Source organism: Dactylosporangium vinaceum, from assembly GCF_019904175.1.
Classification (GTDB): domain Bacteria; phylum Actinomycetota; class Actinomycetes; order Mycobacteriales; family Micromonosporaceae; genus Dactylosporangium; species Dactylosporangium vinaceum.
Genome location: NZ_CP061913.1, coordinates 2,441,197 through 2,458,083 on the forward strand (window position 1 = coordinate 2,441,197; position 16,887 = coordinate 2,458,083).

The 16,887-nt window shown below is 73.2% G+C and carries 18 protein-coding genes; 14 read left to right on the forward strand and 4 right to left on the reverse strand.

The window, feature by feature from the left end; genetic code table 11:
- Nucleotides 1–43: 43 nt before the first annotated feature.
- Genes Dvina_RS10640 through Dvina_RS10650 form a run of 3 tightly spaced genes read left to right on the forward strand, consistent with a single transcriptional unit; the run spans nucleotide 44 to nucleotide 3,018 of the window.
- Nucleotides 44–901: an AAA family ATPase gene (locus Dvina_RS10640; protein ID WP_223102289.1), complete on the forward strand. Its 858-nt coding sequence runs from the start codon at nucleotides 44–46 to the stop codon at nucleotides 899–901.
- The gene (locus Dvina_RS10645) at nucleotides 888–1,901 is read left to right on the forward strand and encodes a vWA domain-containing protein (RefSeq protein ID WP_223102290.1); all 1,014 of its coding nucleotides are present in this window, start codon (nucleotides 888–890) and stop codon (nucleotides 1,899–1,901) included. Before Dvina_RS10640 ends, Dvina_RS10645 begins: the two co-directional genes overlap by 14 nt.
- Nucleotides 1,894–3,018 carry an XdhC family protein gene (locus tag Dvina_RS10650; RefSeq protein WP_246656139.1) on the forward strand — a complete coding sequence of 375 codons (1,125 nt, stop codon included), beginning with the start codon at nucleotides 1,894–1,896 and terminating at the stop codon, nucleotides 3,016–3,018. Before Dvina_RS10645 ends, Dvina_RS10650 begins: the two co-directional genes overlap by 8 nt.
- On the opposite strand, the gene Dvina_RS10655 is transcribed toward Dvina_RS10650, so the two are convergent.
- Nucleotides 3,006–3,830, reverse strand: coding sequence for an alpha/beta fold hydrolase (locus tag Dvina_RS10655; RefSeq protein WP_223102291.1), 825 nt, complete (start codon nucleotides 3,828–3,830; stop codon nucleotides 3,006–3,008). The two genes, Dvina_RS10650 and Dvina_RS10655, sit on opposite strands and share 13 nt — an antisense overlap.
- Before the next feature lie 27 nt (nucleotides 3,831–3,857).
- On the reverse strand, nucleotides 3,858–4,460 hold the full coding sequence (locus Dvina_RS10660; RefSeq protein ID WP_223102292.1) for a TetR/AcrR family transcriptional regulator: 603 nt from the start codon (nucleotides 4,458–4,460) through the stop codon (nucleotides 3,858–3,860).
- Between the two features lie 78 nt (nucleotides 4,461–4,538).
- Here Dvina_RS10660 and Dvina_RS10665 point away from each other — a divergent pair, with 78 nt between their 5' ends.
- From Dvina_RS10665 to Dvina_RS10705, 9 genes are all read left to right on the forward strand, one after another.
- Complete coding sequence (locus Dvina_RS10665; protein WP_223102293.1) at nucleotides 4,539–4,784, forward strand: hypothetical protein; 246 nt, start codon at nucleotides 4,539–4,541, stop codon at nucleotides 4,782–4,784.
- Nucleotides 4,785–5,049: 265 nt separating this feature from the next.
- Complete coding sequence (locus Dvina_RS55660; protein WP_223102294.1) at nucleotides 5,050–5,517, forward strand: hypothetical protein; 468 nt, start codon at nucleotides 5,050–5,052, stop codon at nucleotides 5,515–5,517.
- A gap of 31 nt (nucleotides 5,518–5,548) precedes the next feature.
- Nucleotides 5,549–5,812 (forward strand): hypothetical protein, encoded by a 264-nt coding sequence (locus Dvina_RS10675; RefSeq protein ID WP_223102295.1) that lies wholly within the window; start codon nucleotides 5,549–5,551, stop codon nucleotides 5,810–5,812.
- Nucleotides 5,796–6,494, forward strand: coding sequence for a P-loop NTPase family protein (locus Dvina_RS10680; protein WP_223102296.1), 699 nt, complete (start codon nucleotides 5,796–5,798; stop codon nucleotides 6,492–6,494). The genes Dvina_RS10675 and Dvina_RS10680 overlap by 17 nt, the downstream gene beginning before the upstream one ends.
- Nucleotides 6,457–6,957: a (2Fe-2S)-binding protein gene (locus tag Dvina_RS10685; RefSeq protein ID WP_223102297.1), complete on the forward strand. Its 501-nt coding sequence runs from the start codon at nucleotides 6,457–6,459 to the stop codon at nucleotides 6,955–6,957. Before Dvina_RS10680 ends, Dvina_RS10685 begins: the two co-directional genes overlap by 38 nt.
- Nucleotides 6,954–9,398, forward strand: coding sequence for a xanthine dehydrogenase family protein molybdopterin-binding subunit (locus Dvina_RS10690; RefSeq protein WP_223102298.1), 2,445 nt, complete (start codon nucleotides 6,954–6,956; stop codon nucleotides 9,396–9,398). Before Dvina_RS10685 ends, Dvina_RS10690 begins: the two co-directional genes overlap by 4 nt.
- A complete protein-coding gene (locus Dvina_RS10695; protein WP_223102299.1) occupies nucleotides 9,395–10,246 on the forward strand; it encodes an FAD binding domain-containing protein in 852 nt (283 codons plus the stop codon). The genes Dvina_RS10690 and Dvina_RS10695 overlap by 4 nt, the downstream gene beginning before the upstream one ends.
- A gap of 78 nt (nucleotides 10,247–10,324) precedes the next feature.
- Entirely contained in the window at nucleotides 10,325–11,017 is a 693-nt protein-coding gene (locus tag Dvina_RS10700) for an SRPBCC family protein (RefSeq protein ID WP_223102300.1), read from the forward strand.
- 119 nt (nucleotides 11,018–11,136) lie between these two features.
- On the forward strand, nucleotides 11,137–13,389 hold the full coding sequence (locus Dvina_RS10705) for a S8 family serine peptidase (RefSeq protein ID WP_223102301.1): 2,253 nt from the start codon (nucleotides 11,137–11,139) through the stop codon (nucleotides 13,387–13,389).
- 13 nt (nucleotides 13,390–13,402) lie between these two features.
- On the opposite strand, the gene Dvina_RS10710 is transcribed toward Dvina_RS10705, so the two are convergent.
- On the reverse strand, nucleotides 13,403–14,572 hold the full coding sequence (locus Dvina_RS10710; RefSeq protein ID WP_223102302.1) for an NAD(P)/FAD-dependent oxidoreductase: 1,170 nt from the start codon (nucleotides 14,570–14,572) through the stop codon (nucleotides 13,403–13,405).
- 158 nt (nucleotides 14,573–14,730) lie between these two features.
- Here Dvina_RS10710 and Dvina_RS10715 point away from each other — a divergent pair, with 158 nt between their 5' ends.
- Complete coding sequence (locus Dvina_RS10715) at nucleotides 14,731–16,116, forward strand: OFA family MFS transporter (RefSeq protein ID WP_223105449.1); 1,386 nt, start codon at nucleotides 14,731–14,733, stop codon at nucleotides 16,114–16,116.
- Nucleotides 16,113–16,223 (forward strand): MFS transporter small subunit, encoded by a 111-nt coding sequence (locus tag Dvina_RS55665; protein ID WP_425516544.1) that lies wholly within the window; start codon nucleotides 16,113–16,115, stop codon nucleotides 16,221–16,223. Before Dvina_RS10715 ends, Dvina_RS55665 begins: the two co-directional genes overlap by 4 nt.
- A 54-nt stretch (nucleotides 16,224–16,277) precedes the next feature.
- Here the strand turns inward: Dvina_RS55665 and Dvina_RS10720 are convergent, their stop codons facing one another.
- Nucleotides 16,278–16,877, reverse strand: coding sequence for a hypothetical protein (locus tag Dvina_RS10720; protein ID WP_223102303.1), 600 nt, complete (start codon nucleotides 16,875–16,877; stop codon nucleotides 16,278–16,280).
- Nucleotides 16,878–16,887 lie beyond the last annotated feature (10 nt).

Consider the following 16,887-nt stretch of genomic DNA (forward strand, 5'->3'; position numbering starts at 1 on the left):
GGCGCAGGTGTATTTTTCCGGGCCGCGAGGCATAGTGGGGGGCGTGCCGGACTTCGCGTCGCCGGCCGCACTCGCGGCGCGCCTGGCCGACGTGGGCTACCTCGCCGACGAGGGGCTCGCGATGGCGGGCTTCCTCGCGCTGCGCCTGCACCGGCCGATCTTCCTCGAAGGTGACGCCGGCGTCGGCAAGACCGCGTTCGCCGCCGCCCTGGCCGCGGCCGCGGACGTCGAGCTGATCCGGCTGCAGTGCTACGAGGGGCTCGACGCGGCGCAGGCGCTGTACGACTGGGACTTCCCGCGCCAGGTGCTCCACCTGCGGGCCGTGGAGGCCGCGGCCGGCCGGGCGCGATCGGCCGACGAACTGGAGGCGGACCTCTACGACAGGCGGTTCCTGCTCGCGCGGCCGCTGCTGCAGGCGATCGAGCGCGCGCCCTGCGTGCTGCTTGTCGACGAGGTCGACCGGGCCGACGACGAGTTCGAGGCGTACCTGCTGGAGATGCTGGCCGACGCCGCGGTCACCGTGCCCGAGCTCGGCCGGATCGTGGCCGAGGTGCCGCCGGTCGTCGTCGTGACGAGCAACCGCACGCGCGAGGTCCACGATGCGCTGAAACGGCGCTGCCTGTACCACTGGGTCGCCCACCCCGAGCCGGAGCGCGAGGCCGCCATCCTGCGGATGCGCCTGCCCGGGATCGAGGAGCGCCTCGCCGCCCGGGTCGCCGCGGCCACGGCGAAGCTGCGCACGCTCGACCTGGTCAAGCCGCCCGGGGTGGCCGAGGCGATCGACTGGGCGGCCGCGCTGCGCGAGCTGGGGCTGCCGGAGCCGGCCCGGGAGACGCTCGGCGTGGTGCTCAAGGTGCGCGAGGACATCGAGCTGGTGAAGGCCGCCGATGTACTCGCTTGACCGGCGCCTGGCCTTGCTGTCCGCCCTCGACGCGGTGGGTCCCGAGCACGCGTACTGGGTCGGGCGGCTGACGCTGTGCGGGTCGCCCGAGGACATCGCCGCGTACGACGCCGTGGCCCGCGATCCGGCCCCCAAAGGCAGTCCGTGGCCGGTGCGGCGGCTGCCGGAGCGGTCGCTGTTCCGCGCGACGATGCCGCCGCAGGTGGGGGCCGAGGAGGGCGATCCGGCGCTGGCGGTGCGGGCGAGCGCTGAGGAGGTACTGCGAAACCGGGATCTGGCAACGCTGTCCACTGTGGAGCGTGCGGAGGCGGCCCGGCTTCTGGCCCTGACCGCGCGAGTCAAGCCGGTGCGGGCCGGGCGGCGCTACACGCGCAGCAGCACGGGGCCGGTCGACCGGCGCCGCACCGTGCGCGCGCTGCTGCGCGGCCCCGACGTGCTGCTGCGCAAGGCCCGGCGGCCGCGGCCCCGCAAGGTCGTCCTGCTCGTCGACGTCTCGGGCTCGATGTCGCCCTACGCCGATGCGCTGCTGCGCTTCGCCCACGCCATGGTGCGGCACCGTCCACGGTGGACGGCCGTCTACGCCCTCGGCACCCGGCTCACGCCGCTCACGGCCGCGCTGCGCACCCGCGATCCGCAGACGGCGCTGCGCGTCGCCGGGCAGGCGATCCCCGACTGGCGCGGCGGCACCCGGCTGGCCGGCACGGTGAGCGCGTTCGTGCGCGGCGACGGCCACCGCGGCGCCGCCCGGCGGGCCGTCGTGGTGGTGTTCAGCGACGGCTGGGAGACCGGCGACCCGGCCCGCCTGGCCGATGCCGTGGCCCACCTGCGCCGCCTGGCCGCGCGGGTGGTCTGGGTGAGCCCGCACGCGGGGCGCCCGGGGTTCGCGCCGTCGGCCGGGGGCCTGGCCGCGGTCCTGCCGCACATCGACGCGCTGGTCGCCGGGCACACCGTCGCGGCGCTCGAGGAGCTGGTGCGCAGCCTGGAGGTGCACCGTGCGTGACGTCCTGCCCGACCTGATGACCTGGTGGCGGCGCGGCGAGCCGGTGGGGATGGCCACGGTGGTCCGGACCTGGCACAGCTCGCCCCGCCCGCCCGGCGCCACCATGCTCGCCGGCCCGGACGGCACCGCCGTGGGCAGCGTCTCCGGCGGCTGCGTGGAAGGCGCCGTCTACGAGCTGGCCCGCGAGGTGGTCGCTACGGGGGTGCCGGTCGTGCAGCGCTACGGCGTCAGCGACGACGACGCCTTCGCGGTCGGGCTGACCTGCGGCGGCATCATCGAGCTGCTCGTGGAGCCGGTCGACCCGGCCCGCTTCCCGGCCCTGGACCGGGTGGCCCGCGCGATCGAGCAGCGCGCCGCGGTCGCCGTCGTGTCGATAGTCGAGGGCCCGGGCGAGCACATCGGCCGCCGCCTGGTCGTCTGGCCGGACGGCGTCGACGGCACGCTGGGCTCGGCCCGGCTCGACGCCGCGGTCACCGACGATGCCCGCGGCCTCCTCGCGGCCGGGCGCACCGACACCCTGCACTACGGCCTCGACGGCGAGCGCCGCGGCGAGGGCCTCGCGGTGTTCGTGGCCTCCTACGCCCCTCCGGCCCGCATGCTCGTGTTCGGGGCCATCGACTTCGCCGCCTCCGTGGCCCGCATCGGTGCTTTCCTGGGGTACCGCGTGACGGTCTGCGACGCCCGCCCGGTCTTCGCCACCTCGAAACGCTTCCCCGGCGCCGACGAGGTCGTCGTCGACTGGCCGCACCGCTACCTCCAGGGCGAGATCGACGCCGGCCGGGTCGACGACCGCACCGTCGTGTGCGTGCTCACCCACGACCCGAAGTTCGACGTGCCGGTGCTGCGGGTGGCGCTGAGCCGCGAGTTCGCGTACGTCGGCGCGATGGGCTCACGCCGCACCCACGACGACCGCATGGCCCGCCTGCGCGAGGCCGGGATCGCCCCGGCGCAGCTGGCCCGCCTGTCCTCGCCGATCGGCCTGGACCTGGGCGCCCGCACGCCGGAGGAGACAGCGGTGAGCATCGCGGCCGAGATCATCGCCGGGCGCTGGGGCGGTGGCGGGGCCCGCCTGACCACCACGGCGGGCCGCATCCACCACGACGTTCACCAGGACTGAATCGCGGCGGCGAGCCGGGCCGGCTGATCGAGCGGGATCAGCGTGGCGGTGTCGTCGATCGTCACCAGCTTCCCCTGGGGGAGCAGCGCGGCCAGCCGGCGGCCGTGCTCGGGCGGCATCACCCGGTCGCCGGCCGCCCACACGACGAGCGCCGGCCGGTCGAACGTCCGCAGGTCCTCGGCGGCCCGCAGCAGGATCGCCCGGTCGGCGAAGAGCGACCGCAGGGCCCGCACCGCGTCCCGGGCGATCCCCGGCCGGGTCAGGATCGGCTCCATCCAGGCCCGCGTGGCCGCGTCGCCGCGCTTGGTGAGCCACCCGAACGCGATGGGCAGCCGCCGGGCCGGCTTCAGCCGCATCTGCTGCATGAAGGCCCGGAACAGCCCGGGCGGCAGCTTCCCGAGCGCGGCCACGGTCCGGCCGGTGAGCCCGGGCGGCAGGTTGTCGAACGCCTCGCACGCGACCAGGACGAGCCGGCCGACCCGGGGCGACGCCGCGGCCACCAGCTGCGCGACCGCCCCGCCGGTGTCGTTGCCGACGAGCGTCACGTCGCGCAGCTCCAGCCGTTCGAGCAGCTCCGTCGTGACGGCGGCGATGCCGGCGAGGGAGAGGTCGGCGTCGGCATGCACGGCCGTGCGGTGGGCGCCGAGCGGCAGGGTGGGCGCGATGACCCGGAAGCTGCGGGAGACGTCGGCAATGACGGCATCCCACAATGTCGCGTCCATCAGCAGCCCGTGCAGCAGCACCATGACCGGCCCGTCGCCTCCGGTGTCCCGGTATTCGACGATCCCCACCCCGAGCTCGATCTCCGCCATGCCCTGAAGTGAACCACGTGGTTCACATCAGGCGCCAGCCCCCTCCTCGCGCTCGAGGGCCCGCAGGAGCGCCCGCAGCCCGGCCTCGACCCCCTCCTCGTCGCCGCCGGTCACCCGGTCGAGCAGCAGCCCGCGCAGCGTGGCCAGGACCATCTCGGCGACCTCGGCCCGGCGCACGTCGTCCCACTCCGACGGGCACAGCGACAGCAGCGCCGGCAGGTAGACGGCTGTCGCCTCCCGGCCGAACCGCGCGTAGCGCCCCGGGTCGTACATCGCCAGCCCGGTCGACTGCTCCAGGACCCGGTGCCCGAACCGCGGATCGGTCAGCACCGGCCACAGGGCCGCGACCCGGGCGGCCAGCCCGCTCGTCGAGCCCGCCGCGGCCGCCAGCCCGGACCCGATCCGCCGCTCGCGCAGCCGGTCGACGGCCTGGACGAGCAGGTCGTCGACGCCCTCGAAGTGGTACAGCAGCACCTTGTGCGTCGTGCCCGCGGCCCGCGCCGCCCGCCGCAGCGAGAAGTCCACGAGCCCGTTGGCGGCCAGATCCTCGACGACCTTCTCCAGCAGCTCCAGCCGCCGCGCCTCACCACGCGCAGTCCCCGCCGAGCGCCGATACCCGCTGCTCTCCACGGGGTCAGCATTCCAGCGCCCTTTTTGTACCCGCAGAGCCGGTACCACTCCCGCCGAAGCCTTTCGTACCATGCTGCAATGCTCGCGACGATGATCGCCGCGGCGGCGACGGCCGGCGTCTATGCCCTGCTCATCGCCCGCCACGTCCTCAGGTCCACCGCCCCGGGCCGCCTGCACCGCCGCCGCGCCGCCGCCGAGGGCCTGGCCACCGCCCGCCTCTTCACCGGCGACCTGGACCGCGCCACCTACCGCGCCGAACTCGAGACGCTGGCCGCCCTGGACGCCGCCGAGCGCCCCCTGGTGGTACCGGCCGCGGAGCACTGACCTCAATCCCGTATCTGCGCCATTGCTGTCAGTGGTGATCCATTGCCACCATTGGCCATGGCGTGGGCGTGGTGGATGCGGCTGCTGCTCGCGGGATCATCGGTGCTCCTCGGCATCGGCATCGGCATCGGCGCCGTCGCGGGCGTCGTCGCTGTCTCCCCGGTCGTGCTCGACTGGTCGTCGCACGAAGTGTGTGTCGTCGCGCGGCCATCGGGACCGGGCCCGGCTCGGCGACGCGGGCCAGGCATACGGTGGCGCCTCGGCGGTGCTGTCCGGTCTCGCGCTGTGCGGCATCGCCCTGTCGCTCGCGCTGCAGTGCCGCCCGGCATACCAGCTCGATCTGGCCAAACTTGCTGTGGACCACCCCGATTCGCTCATCGTCGACGGCGTCCAGGCGCCGGCGGACCGGGTCGACGGGGACCGTTTCGGAACGGTGAAGTCGAACCCCGTCCGGAGGTGCCGCCGCTGCGCTCGATTCGTCCGGGCAAGGAGCTCCGGCGGATGGTTGGCGAGGTCAGATGCCCGGGCACATCGGCAGCGACGGATCCTCCGACCCGGCCCGGCTGCTGCAATCCGGGAGTTCCAGAGGATCCGGGTGACGTCTCGGCGCTCGGCTCGACCATCCCGCCGTGGCCGCTTGGTCCTTCGAGCGGGAGCGGGGCCTGCCCCCTGCCGAGCGCTGCCGCCGAGCCCGGCAGCGACCGTGAGGTGCGGCGTGCGCTCCGGAGCGTGACCTCGGCGCCCGACCGCGCTCGCAGGTGCTGATGATCGCCGTGACGGCACTCCTGGGCACCGCGGTCGTCGACGCGCTGACCGCGCTGGCCCGGTTGCTGGGCGACCCGCGCCGCGGCGCGTTTGCCAAGCGTGTCGATCTGCTCGTCGATCCGACCCGTGACCAGGCCTGGCGGGCACTGCAGGCGGCCTCTCGAAGTGCCGAGGACACGCTGCTCGTGCATTTCGTCGGCCCTGCTGCTGGACTGGCTCCGCATCGATCAGGACGACCTGGCCGACGTGACCCGGCCCGGTGAGGGCTTCGGCCTGCCCGCGCAGGTCCTGCCGCACCGTTCGCCGGACTCCGGCGCGTTCCTGCTGACCGGCACCGGGGAGCGGCCCGGCGTGCTCACCGAGTCCCTGGTCGCGCTGCTGCAGCAGGGTGGCGGGCGGTACGACACGCCGGATTCGCTGGCCGGTCTGCTCGGCCGGCACGCCGCGGAGCACAGCTGGCCGGCTTTGCGTTTCGCCGCGACCGGCCGGGGCGGTGCCATCGCCCTGTCCCGACTCGTCCCGGCCCCGTCCGCCGACCCGTTCATCGGCCGCGAGGCGGCGATGCAGGTCGTCCTGTCATGGCTGGACCGGCCGGCCTCGCCGATACTGGAGGTGCGCGGAGACCCGGGCTCCGGGAAGTCGGCTCTGCTGCGCGCGCTGGGCCACAACACCGACGGGACCGCGTGCCGGTGGCCGGCCGCCTACGGACGGGCTGATGCTGGTCGTGTCGGGGGCCGGGCTGCGGTCGTTGCGGATGCCGGGGGCGGTCGAGGGCTTGCAATGATCTTCGCTCTGCGGTCTGCTGATCAGGCAGATCCAGGTGGCCCGTGTTGCGTCCGCCGCGTGACGGGCCGTTTCGGCACGTCCCCCGCGGGAGGCCAGCTTGTCTTCTTCCCAACGTGTTCGCGTGAGTGTCGACGTCGACGGCAGCCGCTACGTCGATGATGTCGAGCCGCGGACCCTTCTCGTCCACCATCTTCGTGAGCGGCTCGGCAAGGTCGGCACGGTCGTCGGGTGCGATACCAGCAACTGCGGCTCGTGCACCGTGCTCATGGGCGGCGCGGATGAGGCGCCGCGCAGTGTCAAGAGCTGCTCCGTGCTCGCCGTGCAGGCCGACGGGGCGTCGGTCATCACCATCGAGGGCCTGGCCGGGCCCGACGGCTCGCTGCACGCCGTCCAGAAGGCGTTCCACGAGCTCCATGCGCTGCAGTGCGGGTACTGCACGCCCGGGATGATCCTGGCCGCGGTCGACCTCCTGCGCGACAACGACGACCCGTCCGAGGACGAGGTGCGCGAGGGGCTCAACGGCAACCTGTGCCGCTGCACCGGCTACCAGAACATCGTGCGGGCGGTCCGGGCCGCGGCGGCCGAGCTGCGGCAGGCTCAGCGGCAGGAGGTGCAGGCATGACCTCAACGCTGGAGCCCGAGGTCGGCGCGGCCCGGCGGCGCAAGGAGGACGCGCGGCTCATCACCGGGCGGACCCGCTGGACCGACAACATCGCGCTGCCCGGGATGCTGCACCTGGCCATCCTGCGCAGCCCGCACGCCGCGGCCCGGATCGTGCGGGTCGACGTCTCCGGCGCGCTGCGGGAGCCGAACGTCGTGGCCGCGTTCAGCGGGGCCGACGTCGCCGAGATCCAGGGCAGCCTGCCGTGCGCGTGGCCGGTCACCGAGGACATCGTGCACCCGGTGCGGCCGCCGCTCGCGGTGGACTTCGTGCGCCACCACGGGGAGGCGGTCGCGGTCGTCGCCGCCCGGGACGCCGCCAGTGCGATCGACGCGCTCGAGGCCATCGAGGTCGAGTACGAGCCGTCGGAGCCGGTGCTCGACCTGGAGGCCGCGTCCCGCGACGAGGGGCTCGTCCACCCGGACAAGGGCACCAACCGGTCCTACACCTGGGTCTTCGACTCCGCGGACGCGGGCACCGGCACGAGCGTCGCCGACGTCGACGCCGAGGTGCGCATCCAGCGCCGGTACATCCAGCAGCGCCTGATCCCCGCCTTCATGGAGCCGCGCAGCGTCGTGGTGGACCCGGGCATGGGGGAGTACACCATCTGGTCGGCGACCCAGATCCCGCACATCCTGCGGGTCTTCTACGCGCTGCTCACGGGCGTGCCCGAGCACAAGATCCGGGTCATCGCGCCGGACGTCGGCGGCGGGTTCGGCGGCAAGCTGCAGGTCACGCCGGAGGAGATGATCGCGTTCCTGGCCGCCCGGCGGATCGGCCGGCCGGTCAAGTACACCGAGACGCGCGGCGACACGATGGTCTCGGCGCACCACGGGCGCGACCAGATCCAGGACATCACGCTCACCGCCCGCCGCGACGGCACGCTGACCGGCGTCGACGTCAAGCTCATCGCGAACATGGGAGCCTACCTCGGGCTCGTCGGGCCGGGCGTGCCGATCCTCGGCGCGTTCATGTACAACTCCATCTACAAGGTCGAGGCCTACCGCTTCGAGTGCACGGGCGTCTTCACCAACACGACGATCACCGACGCCTATCGCGGTGCGGGGCGGCCCGAGGCGACCTACGCGATCGAGCGGGCCATGGACGACCTGGCCGACGAGCTGGGCTTCGACCCGATCGAGCTGCGCCGCCGCAACTGGATCAAGGCCGAGGAGTTTCCGTTCACCACGGTCGCCGGCCTGGTCTACGACTCCGGTGACTACGACGCGGCCACGGACAAGGCGATGGAGCTGTTCGGCTACGACGAGCTGCGGGCCGAGCAGATCAAACGCCGAGAAGCAGCGGATGTCGTACAGCTGGGGATCGGGGTGTCGACCTATACGGAGATGTGCGGCCTGGCGCCGTCGCGGATCCTCGGCGCGCTGCGGTACGCGGCGGGCGGCTGGGAGAACGCGGCCGTCCGGGTGCTGCCGACCGGCAAGGTCGAGGTCGTCACCGGCACGAGCCCGCACGGCCAGGGCCACGTGACGGCCTGGAGCCAGATCGTCGCCGACGAGCTCGGGGTGGCGTTCGACGACGTCGAGGTCCTGCACGGCGACACCCGGACCGCGCACAAGGGCCTGGACACCTACGGCTCCCGCTCCCTCGCGGTCGGCGGGGTCGCGCTCGTCGAGGCGTGCCGCAAGGTGCGCGACAAGGCCCGCACGGTCGCCGCGCACATGCTGGAGTGCAGCCCCGACGACCTCGAGTTCTCCGCGGGGGCGTTCCGGGTGCGCGGTACCCCCGATGCGGCCAAGACGATCGGGGACTGCGCGTTCGCCGTCTTCGCCGCCCACGACCTGCCCGACGGGGTCGAGGCGTCGCTCGACGCCGACGCCACCTTCGACCCGCAGACGTTCTCCTTCCCGCACGGCACCCACCTGTGCGCGACCGAGGTCGACACGCTCACCGGACGGGTCACGATCCGGCGGTACGTCGCCGTCGACGACGTGGGCCGGGTGGTCAACCCGCTCATCGTCGAGGGCCAGGTCCACGGCGGCGTGGCCCAGGGCATCGCGCAGGCCCTGCACGAGCAGGCGGTGTACGACGCGGGCGGCACGCTGCTGTCCGGCTCGTTCGTCGAGTACACGATCCCGACCGCGGCCGATCTGCCGACGATCGTGAGCGACCGGACCGAGACGCCGGCGACCTCCAATCCGCTGGGGGTCAAGGGCGTCGGCGAGGCCGGTGCGATCGCCGCGACCCCGGCCGTGGTCAACGCGATTGTCGACGCGCTGCGCCCCTACGGCGTGTCCGACGTGGCGATGCCGTGCACGCCCGAGCGGGTGTGGCGGGCCCTGAAGCGTGGCCCCGGCGCCGGGGTGCGCTCCGGGCCCGCGGTCAGCGCCGAGCAGGTCATGCCCGGTGCGGTGCACGCCGACCGGCCCGGAGGTGAGTCATGATCCCGGTCGCGTTCGACTACGTGCGGGCGTCCACTGTGGAGGAGGCGGTGGCCGCGCTCGGTGCGGCCGAGGAGGGCAAGGTGCTGGCCGGGGGCCAGTCACTGCTGCCGGTGCTGCGGCTCCGGCTCGCCGCGCCGACGGTGCTCGTGGACCTCGCGGGGGTGGCGCAGCTGCGTGGAGTACACCTCAGGGAAGGCGCTCTGGTCATCGGCGCGATGACCACGCACGCCGAGGTGGCGGCGTCCGACCTGGTGCGGGAGCACGCACCCCTGCTCGCCCTGGCGGCCGGCACGGTCGGTGACCGCCAGGTCCGTCACCGCGGGACGTTGGGTGGATCGCTCGCCCACGCCGACCCGGCCGCCGACCTGCCCGCTGTGGCGGCGGCCCTGGATGCGACGTACGTCGTCCAGGGTCCGGCGGGCCGGCGGTCGATCGGCGCGGCCGACTTCGCGATCGGCCTGTTCACCACCGCGCTGGCGCCGGACGAGGTGCTCGTCGAGGTGCGCCTGCCCTCGACGGCCGGCTGGGCCGTGCACTACGAGAAGTTCCACCGCACGTCGCAGTCCTGGGCGATCGTCGGCGTGGCGGCCGCGGTCCGGCGCGACAACGGCGGTATCGGCGCGGCCCGGATCGCGCTGACGAACGTCGGCCCCGTGCCCCACCGCGCCCGCACCGTCGAGGAGGCGCTGACCGGGGCCCCGGCCACGCCCACCGCGATCGCCGAGGCGTGCGGCCCGGCCGCGGCCGGCACCGCTCCCGTCGACGACCTGTCGGCCTCGGCGGACTACCGCCGGGAACTCGCCCGGGTCCTGACCACCCGGGCGGTGTGCAAGGCACTCGGTGTCTGACCCGGTCGGTAGGGCTAACGTCTAGGTGGTCCCGGCGCTCGCTCGGCCGGGGCCACCGACTTTTCGGAGGTAGGGCCCGTGCAACTGGAGAACTCCTTCACCGTGCCCGTCCCCGTCGACCAGGCGTGGGCGGTCCTGCTGGACATCGAGCGGATCGCGCCCTGCATGCCCGGCGCGACGCTCACCGCCGTCGAGGGCGACGACTTCACCGGCACCGTGAAGGTCAAGCTCGGCCCGGTCAGCCTGACGTTCAAGGGCACCGGGAAGTTCGTCGAGCGCGACGAGGCTGCGCACCGGGTCGTCATCAGCGCGAACGGCGCGGACAGCCGCGGCGGTGGCACGGCCCGGGCCACTGTCACCGCGACGCTTGCCGGTGCGGGCGACGAGACGCAGGTGAACGTCTCGACCGACCTCGACGTCACCGGCAAGGCGGCCCAGTTCGGCCGCGGGCTCATCGGCGACGTGAGCGGCCGCCTCATCGGCCAGTTCGCCGACTGCCTGGCCGGCAAGCTGGCCGGAACCCCGGTGGGAACGCCGTCCGCCTCCCCGGAGCCCGCCGCGGCGCCCGTGGAGGCCGCGCCGAGTCTCGACCTGGCCGAGTCGCGGGCGGGCGAGCCGATCGCTCCGGTGCGGCCCGAGTCCGAGGCGATCGACCTGCTCGCCGTCTCCGGTGTGGGCTCGGCCGTGCGGCGCGTGGTGCCCTACGTGATGACCGCCGCGGCCGGGTTCGCGGTGGTCTTCGGCATCGTCTGGTGGATCCGGCGCCGCTGATCCGGCGGCCCGGGTGCCGGGCCCGATGGTCCGGACCGCACTGAGCGGTCTTGATCCACAGCGCCGGTTGGTCCGATATGGTGACTTTGAGTTACTGTCGGACAACTGAAGGTGATGTCATGCACGGCATCGGTAGACGGCACCGCCTGGGCACCGTGGCGCTCGCGGCGGTCGCCGTGCTCGGCCCGGGGCTGCCGGCGAGCGCCGCGCCCCCCATGGGCATCGTGGCCAACGAGGCTGTGACGGGCGAGGCCAACGGCTACGTGGTGATGCTCAGGGAGCCGCCCGGCGCCCAGAGCGCGGCCCAGGCCAAGGCGTCGGTCGCCGACGCCGCCCAGAAGATCGCCAAGCAGTACGGCGGGCAGGTCCGCGAGCAGTACAGCACCGCGGTGCGCGGTTTCGCGATCGACAACATTGACGAGAGCAAGGCCGCGCAGATCGCCGCCAACGGCAACGTGGTGAGCGTGGAGCGCAACATCCTGCTGCACGCCGACGCCACGCAGTCGTCGCCGCCGTGGGGCCTGGACCGCATCGACACCCACGCGAACGCCCGCGACAGCACCTACACCTACCCGAACGCGGCCGCGGACGTCACCGCGTACATCCTCGACTCCGGCATCCGCATCAGCCACAACGACTTCGGCGGCCGGGCGTCCTACGGGTACAACTTCGTCGACCGGAACACCAACTACTACGACAACCCGGACAACGTCAACAACAGCAACGACCCGGCCAACGCCAACGACTGCGACGGGCACGGCACGCACGTGGCCGGCACGATCGGGGGCACCAGCTACGGCGTGGCCAAGCAGGTCTCGCTCGTCGCGGTGCGCGTGCTCGACTGCAGCGGCAACGGCTTCCTGTCCGAGGTCGTGCACGGCGTCGACTGGATCACCGCGTATGCCCAGCACCCGGCCGTCGTCAACATGAGCCTCGGCTCCGACACCCCGACGGTCATGCTCGACGCCGCCCTGAAGCGCTCGATCGCCTCCGGGCTCACGTGGGCCGTCGCGGCCGGCAACGGCGACGACAACGGCAACCCGACGAACGCCTGCAAGAACTCGCCCGGCAACATCGCCGAGGCGATCGTGGTGGGCGCCGCGACGATCGACGACAAGCCGGTGTACTGGTCCGACTACGGCCCCTGCGTGGACCTCTACGCGCCCGGCGTCGGCATCACGTCCGACTGGATGACGAGCGACTCGGCGACGAACATCCTGGACGGCACGTCGATGGCCTCGCCGCACGTCGCGGGGGCGGCCGCGCTGATCCTGCAGGCGCACCAGGACTACAGCCCGGCCCAGGTCCGCAACGCGCTCGTCCAGGGCTCGTCGGTGGGCGTGCTGAACATGTCGTCATACCCGGCCTACGCCCGCGTCGGCACCCCCAACCGCCTGCTCTTCGTGCGCCAGAGCGACCCGCCGCGGCCGGTGGGCCGGGAGCAGAGCCTGTACAACCCGCGCTTCGGCACCACCGAGGTCTACGCGCGCTCCGACGCGAGCGACCACCTGATCTACTCCTACTGGTCCGGGGACTGGTCGGACTGGACCGACCTCGGCGGCTCGCTGCAGGGCGACCCGGCGGTGCTCTACAACCCGCGGTTCGGCACGACCGAGGTGTACGCCCGGCTGGCCAACAACCACCTCGGGTACCGCTACTTCTACAGCAACTGGTCGTCCTGGATCGACCTCGGCGGCAACCTCGCGGGCAACCCGGCGGTGATCTACAACCCGAAGTACGGGACCACCGAGGTGTACGCGCGCACGGCGACCGGATCGCTTGCCTACACCTACTACTCGGGTGGCTGGCAGGGCTGGGTCGACCTGGGCGGGACGCTCACCGGGGACCCCGGCGTGCTCTACAACCCGACGTACGGCACCACCGAGGCGTACGCGCTGCAGAGCACCGGCCTGTCCTACGTCTACTACCTCGGCGGCTGGTCGGGCTGGACGAGTCTGGGCGGGACCGTGCAGGGGACGCCGGCCGTGCTGTACAACCCGAAGTACGGCACCACCGAGGTGTACCTGCGCACCGCGGCCGACCAGCTGGCGTACGTGTACTACCTGGGCGGCTGGTCGCAGTGGATCGGCCTGGGCGGCAGCCTCGACGAGGACCCCGGGGTCGTCTACAACCGCTCGTCGGGCACGACCGAGGTGTACGTCCACACGCCCGGCGACGAGCTGCGCTACGTCTACTATCTCGGCGGCTGGTCCGGCTGGAACAACCTCGGCGGCAACACCGACGGCAGCCCGTCGGTGCTGTACAACCCGCGCTTCGGCACCACCGAGGCGTACACCCGCCAGCACGACGGGCACGGGTACTACAAGTACTACGCGGGCGGCTGGTCGTCGTACATCGACCTGACGCCGTGACCGGTTCCCGGTCTCAGCAGGGGTAGCGCGGTGGCGCCGGCGGCAGGGTGAAGGTGGAGACCCCGTCGGGTGCCCGGCCGGAGGCGGCCCATTCGGCCAGGGCCGCCCCGGTCGCCGGCGCCATCATGATGCCGGTGGTGAAGTGCCCGCCGGCGAACCAGCCGTTGGTGACCTCGGGCAGCCGGTCGACGACGGGCTGGCGGTCCTCGATCTGCGGCCGGAAGCAGCACCACCGGTGACTGATCCGCGCGTCCGCGGCCGCCGGGATGAGCGTGGCCAGGCCCTTCGCCATCGGGTCGGCGACCTCGGGCCGGACCTCCCGGCTGCGGTCGCCCTCGTCGAACGTCCCGCCGCAGACCACGCCGCCGCCGGGTAGCGGGGTGCCGCCGCCGAACGGCCCGGCCAGGACGCTGCCGAGCCGCCAGGGGCCGGGGGCGACGGCGAGCATGTGACCCTTCACCCAGCGCTGCGGGACCCGGCGGTGCCACGGCGGCGGGAGCAGGCCGGTGGCCACGATCAGGGCGCCCGGGGTGAAGTCGCCGGCGGTGGTGTGGACGGTGCCGACGCGGTCGCCGCGCACCGAGACCCCGAGCAGCCCGACGCCGGTCACGACCTGCCCGGCCCGCGCGGCGAGGGCCAGGGCCAGCCGCAGCGGATCGACGGCCAGCTGCCCCTCGGCCAGCCGCGCCTCGGCCCCGTCGGGCAGCCGGACGTCCGGCTCGAGCTCGCGCACGTCACTCTCGCTCAGCGGCCGCGGGCCGCCCTGGTCGGAGCCGGCGGCGGCACTGCGCTCCGGGAACGTGCCGGCCGGGCGGATGTCCAGCCATCGGGTCGGCCAGGTGCCGATGGCGTGCTCCCATTCGGCGTCGAGATCGCGGTACAGCTGCCGGCTCCTGCGCCCGAACGCCACGAACTCGGGGCTGTCCGTGGCCACGTGCATGTCCGGGGCGATGGCGCCGCCGTTGCCGGACGACGCGCCGGGGGCCAGCCGCGGGGCCCGCTCGATGAGCACCACCCGCCCGAGCCCGGCCCGGCGGGCGAACACGGCCGCGGCGAGCCCGATCGCGCCGCCGCCCACCACGAGGACGTCCGGGCTGCGGTCGAGGTCCAGCGGCCGGCCGGGCGCGAGCAGGGCCCGCTCGCCCGCGTCCAGCCGGTCGTCCCAGACAGTCACACGATCCACCCGGCAATTGTTGCTCACGTATGGGCAATTTTGGATCACGGTCTGTCGCGGTCCGGGTCCACCCGCGCGGCGGCGTTCTGATCAGCGGAAAGCTGCGCTGCGAAATAGACAGTCTGCGATCTAGAATATGGCACGGCCAAAGGAGGTCACCGATGTCACTGCTATCGGCGCTGGACTCCCGGCACACGGTCGCGCCCGAGGGCTACAGCCGCTGGCTCATCCCGCCGGCGGCGCTCTCCGTCCACCTGTGCATCGGTCAGGCGTACGCCACGAGCGTCTACAAGAACTCGCTCATCGCCCACTTCGGCGTCAGCCAGACCGCTATCGGCATCATCTTCAGCATCGCCATCGTCATGCTCGGCCTGTCCGCCGCGGTCGGCGGCACTTGGGTGGAGCGCAACGGCCCACGCAAGGCCATGTTCGTCTCGGCGTGCTTCTGGGGCGCCGGGTTCCTCGTCGCCGCCCTCGGCATCAGCACCAGGCAGCTCTGGCTGGTGTACTTCGGGTACGGCGTCCTGGGCGGCATCGGTCTCGGCATCGGGTACATCTCGCCCGTCTCGACGCTCATCAAGTGGTTCCCGGACCGGCCCGGCCTGGCCACGGGCCTCGCCATCATGGGGTTCGGTGGCGGCGCCCTGATCGCCAGCCCGCTGTCCCGCCAGCTCCTGTCGCTCTACGACGCCGGCTACGACCCGGGCGACGCCAAGTCCGTGGCCGGCGGCTCCGCCCTGGTCCTGCTCTTCGTGACCCTGGGCGTCGGCTACTTCCTCATCATGATGTTCGGCGTCTTCAACGTCCGGGTCCCCCGCGAAGGATGGCGCCCGGCCGGCTTCGACCCGGCCTCGATCCGGGAGAAGCCACTGGTCACCACGGCCAGCGTGAGCGCCGCCAACGCCCTGCGCACCCGCTCGTTCTGGCTGCTCTGGATCGTGCTGTTCTGCAACGTCACCGCCGGCATCGGCATCCTGGAGCAGGCCAGCCCCATGATCCAGGACTTCTTCCGCGACAACGGCACCTCGTCGGTGAGCGTCGCCGCCGCCGCGGGCTTCGTGGGCGTCCTGTCCCTGTTCAACATGGCCGGCCGGTTCGCCTGGTCCACCACGTCGGACATCATCGGCCGCAAGCCCATCTACATGGTCTACCTGGGCGTCGGCATGGTCCTCTACGCCCTGCTGGCCTCGGTCGGCCACACCGCGACCGCCTTGTTCGTCCTGCTGGCCGGCGTCATCCTGTCCTTCTACGGCGGCGGCTTCGCCACGGTCCCGGCCTACCTGCGTGACCTCTTCGGCACCTACCAGGTCGGCGCCATCCACGGCCGCCTCCTGACCGCCTGGTCCGCGGCGGGCGTCGCCGGCCCGCTCATCGTGAACGGCTTCCTGGACGCGCAGGGCAAGCCGGGCACGCTCACCGCCTCGGCCTACCAGCCGGCCCTGTTCACCATGGTCGGCGTCCTGGCGGTCGGCTTCATCGCCAACCTGCTGATCCGCCCGGTGCCGCAGCGCTACCACGAGCCCGCCCCCGAACCGCAGAAGGTGGCGTCATGAACAGTCAGCAGTCGGTCCGCCTGCTCGTGAGCTGGGCCCTGGTCGCCGTGCTCCTGGGCTACGGCATCATCCAGACCGTCATCACCGCCGTCAAGCTGTTCAGCTGACCCCGGCCCCGCCCGGCGGCACCCGCGCGGTGCCGCCGGGCGGGCGCGTGACCCCTAGCTCGCCGCGGTGCGGCGCCCCTCCTCGAAGAACGCCAGCAGATCGGGCAGCGCCCGGACGGGGTGCGCGGCACCGAACGACACGTTCCAGAAGTCCCCGGTCCGCGCCTTCCACGGCCCGACGTACGCATACGGCTCGTCGATCGTCGAGTCTCCGGCCGACACCCCGTAGTTCACCTCGTCGAGCGAGATCCCGAGGTCGAAGTGCTCCGGCCACAGCACCGGCTCGACGTCCCCGCTCAGCGCCCGCAGCGCCGCGTCGCCGGCCGCGAACGCCTCCAGGATCTGCGCCGCACCGTCCAGCACGACCACATCCTCGGCCGCCGCTCCCGACCCGTCCGGGTACAGGTTCTCGGGCGCCCCGATCGCGACCCCGGCCGCCGCGGCGACCTCACCGAGCGTCCGCCCGGCGAGGTCCACCCGGTGCCCGTCGCCGCGCACGAGTGCGTCAGCGGTGACGGTCAGCTCGGGCGCGGCCACGGTCCGGAAGCCTCCGCCACCCACCCCCAGCCGGATGGTCCCACTGCTGCGGTACTGCGGCCCGGCCAGCACCAGCTCCGCCAGCCCATGAAGAGAACGTCGCGTCAGGTTTGTCACGAACCCATGA

Excerpts from the sequence above, each read along its gene's own strand:
- Dvina_RS10645 (WP_223102290.1), top strand. The coding sequence starts at position 888 with ATGTACTCGCTTGACCGGCGCCTGGCCTTGCTGTCCGCCCTCGACGCG.
- Dvina_RS10655 (WP_223102291.1), bottom strand. The coding sequence starts at position 3,830 with ATGGCGGAGATCGAGCTCGGGGTGGGGATCGTCGAATACCGGGACACC.
- Dvina_RS10665 (WP_223102293.1), top strand. The coding sequence starts at position 4,539 with ATGCTCGCGACGATGATCGCCGCGGCGGCGACGGCCGGCGTCTATGCC.
- Dvina_RS10675 (WP_223102295.1), top strand. The coding sequence starts at position 5,549 with ATGATCGCCGTGACGGCACTCCTGGGCACCGCGGTCGTCGACGCGCTG.
- Dvina_RS10690 (WP_223102298.1), top strand. The coding sequence starts at position 6,954 with ATGACCTCAACGCTGGAGCCCGAGGTCGGCGCGGCCCGGCGGCGCAAG.
- Dvina_RS10695 (WP_223102299.1), top strand. The coding sequence starts at position 9,395 with ATGATCCCGGTCGCGTTCGACTACGTGCGGGCGTCCACTGTGGAGGAG.
- Dvina_RS10705 (WP_223102301.1), top strand. The coding sequence starts at position 11,137 with ATGCACGGCATCGGTAGACGGCACCGCCTGGGCACCGTGGCGCTCGCG.
- Dvina_RS55665 (WP_425516544.1), top strand. The coding sequence starts at position 16,113 with ATGAACAGTCAGCAGTCGGTCCGCCTGCTCGTGAGCTGGGCCCTGGTC.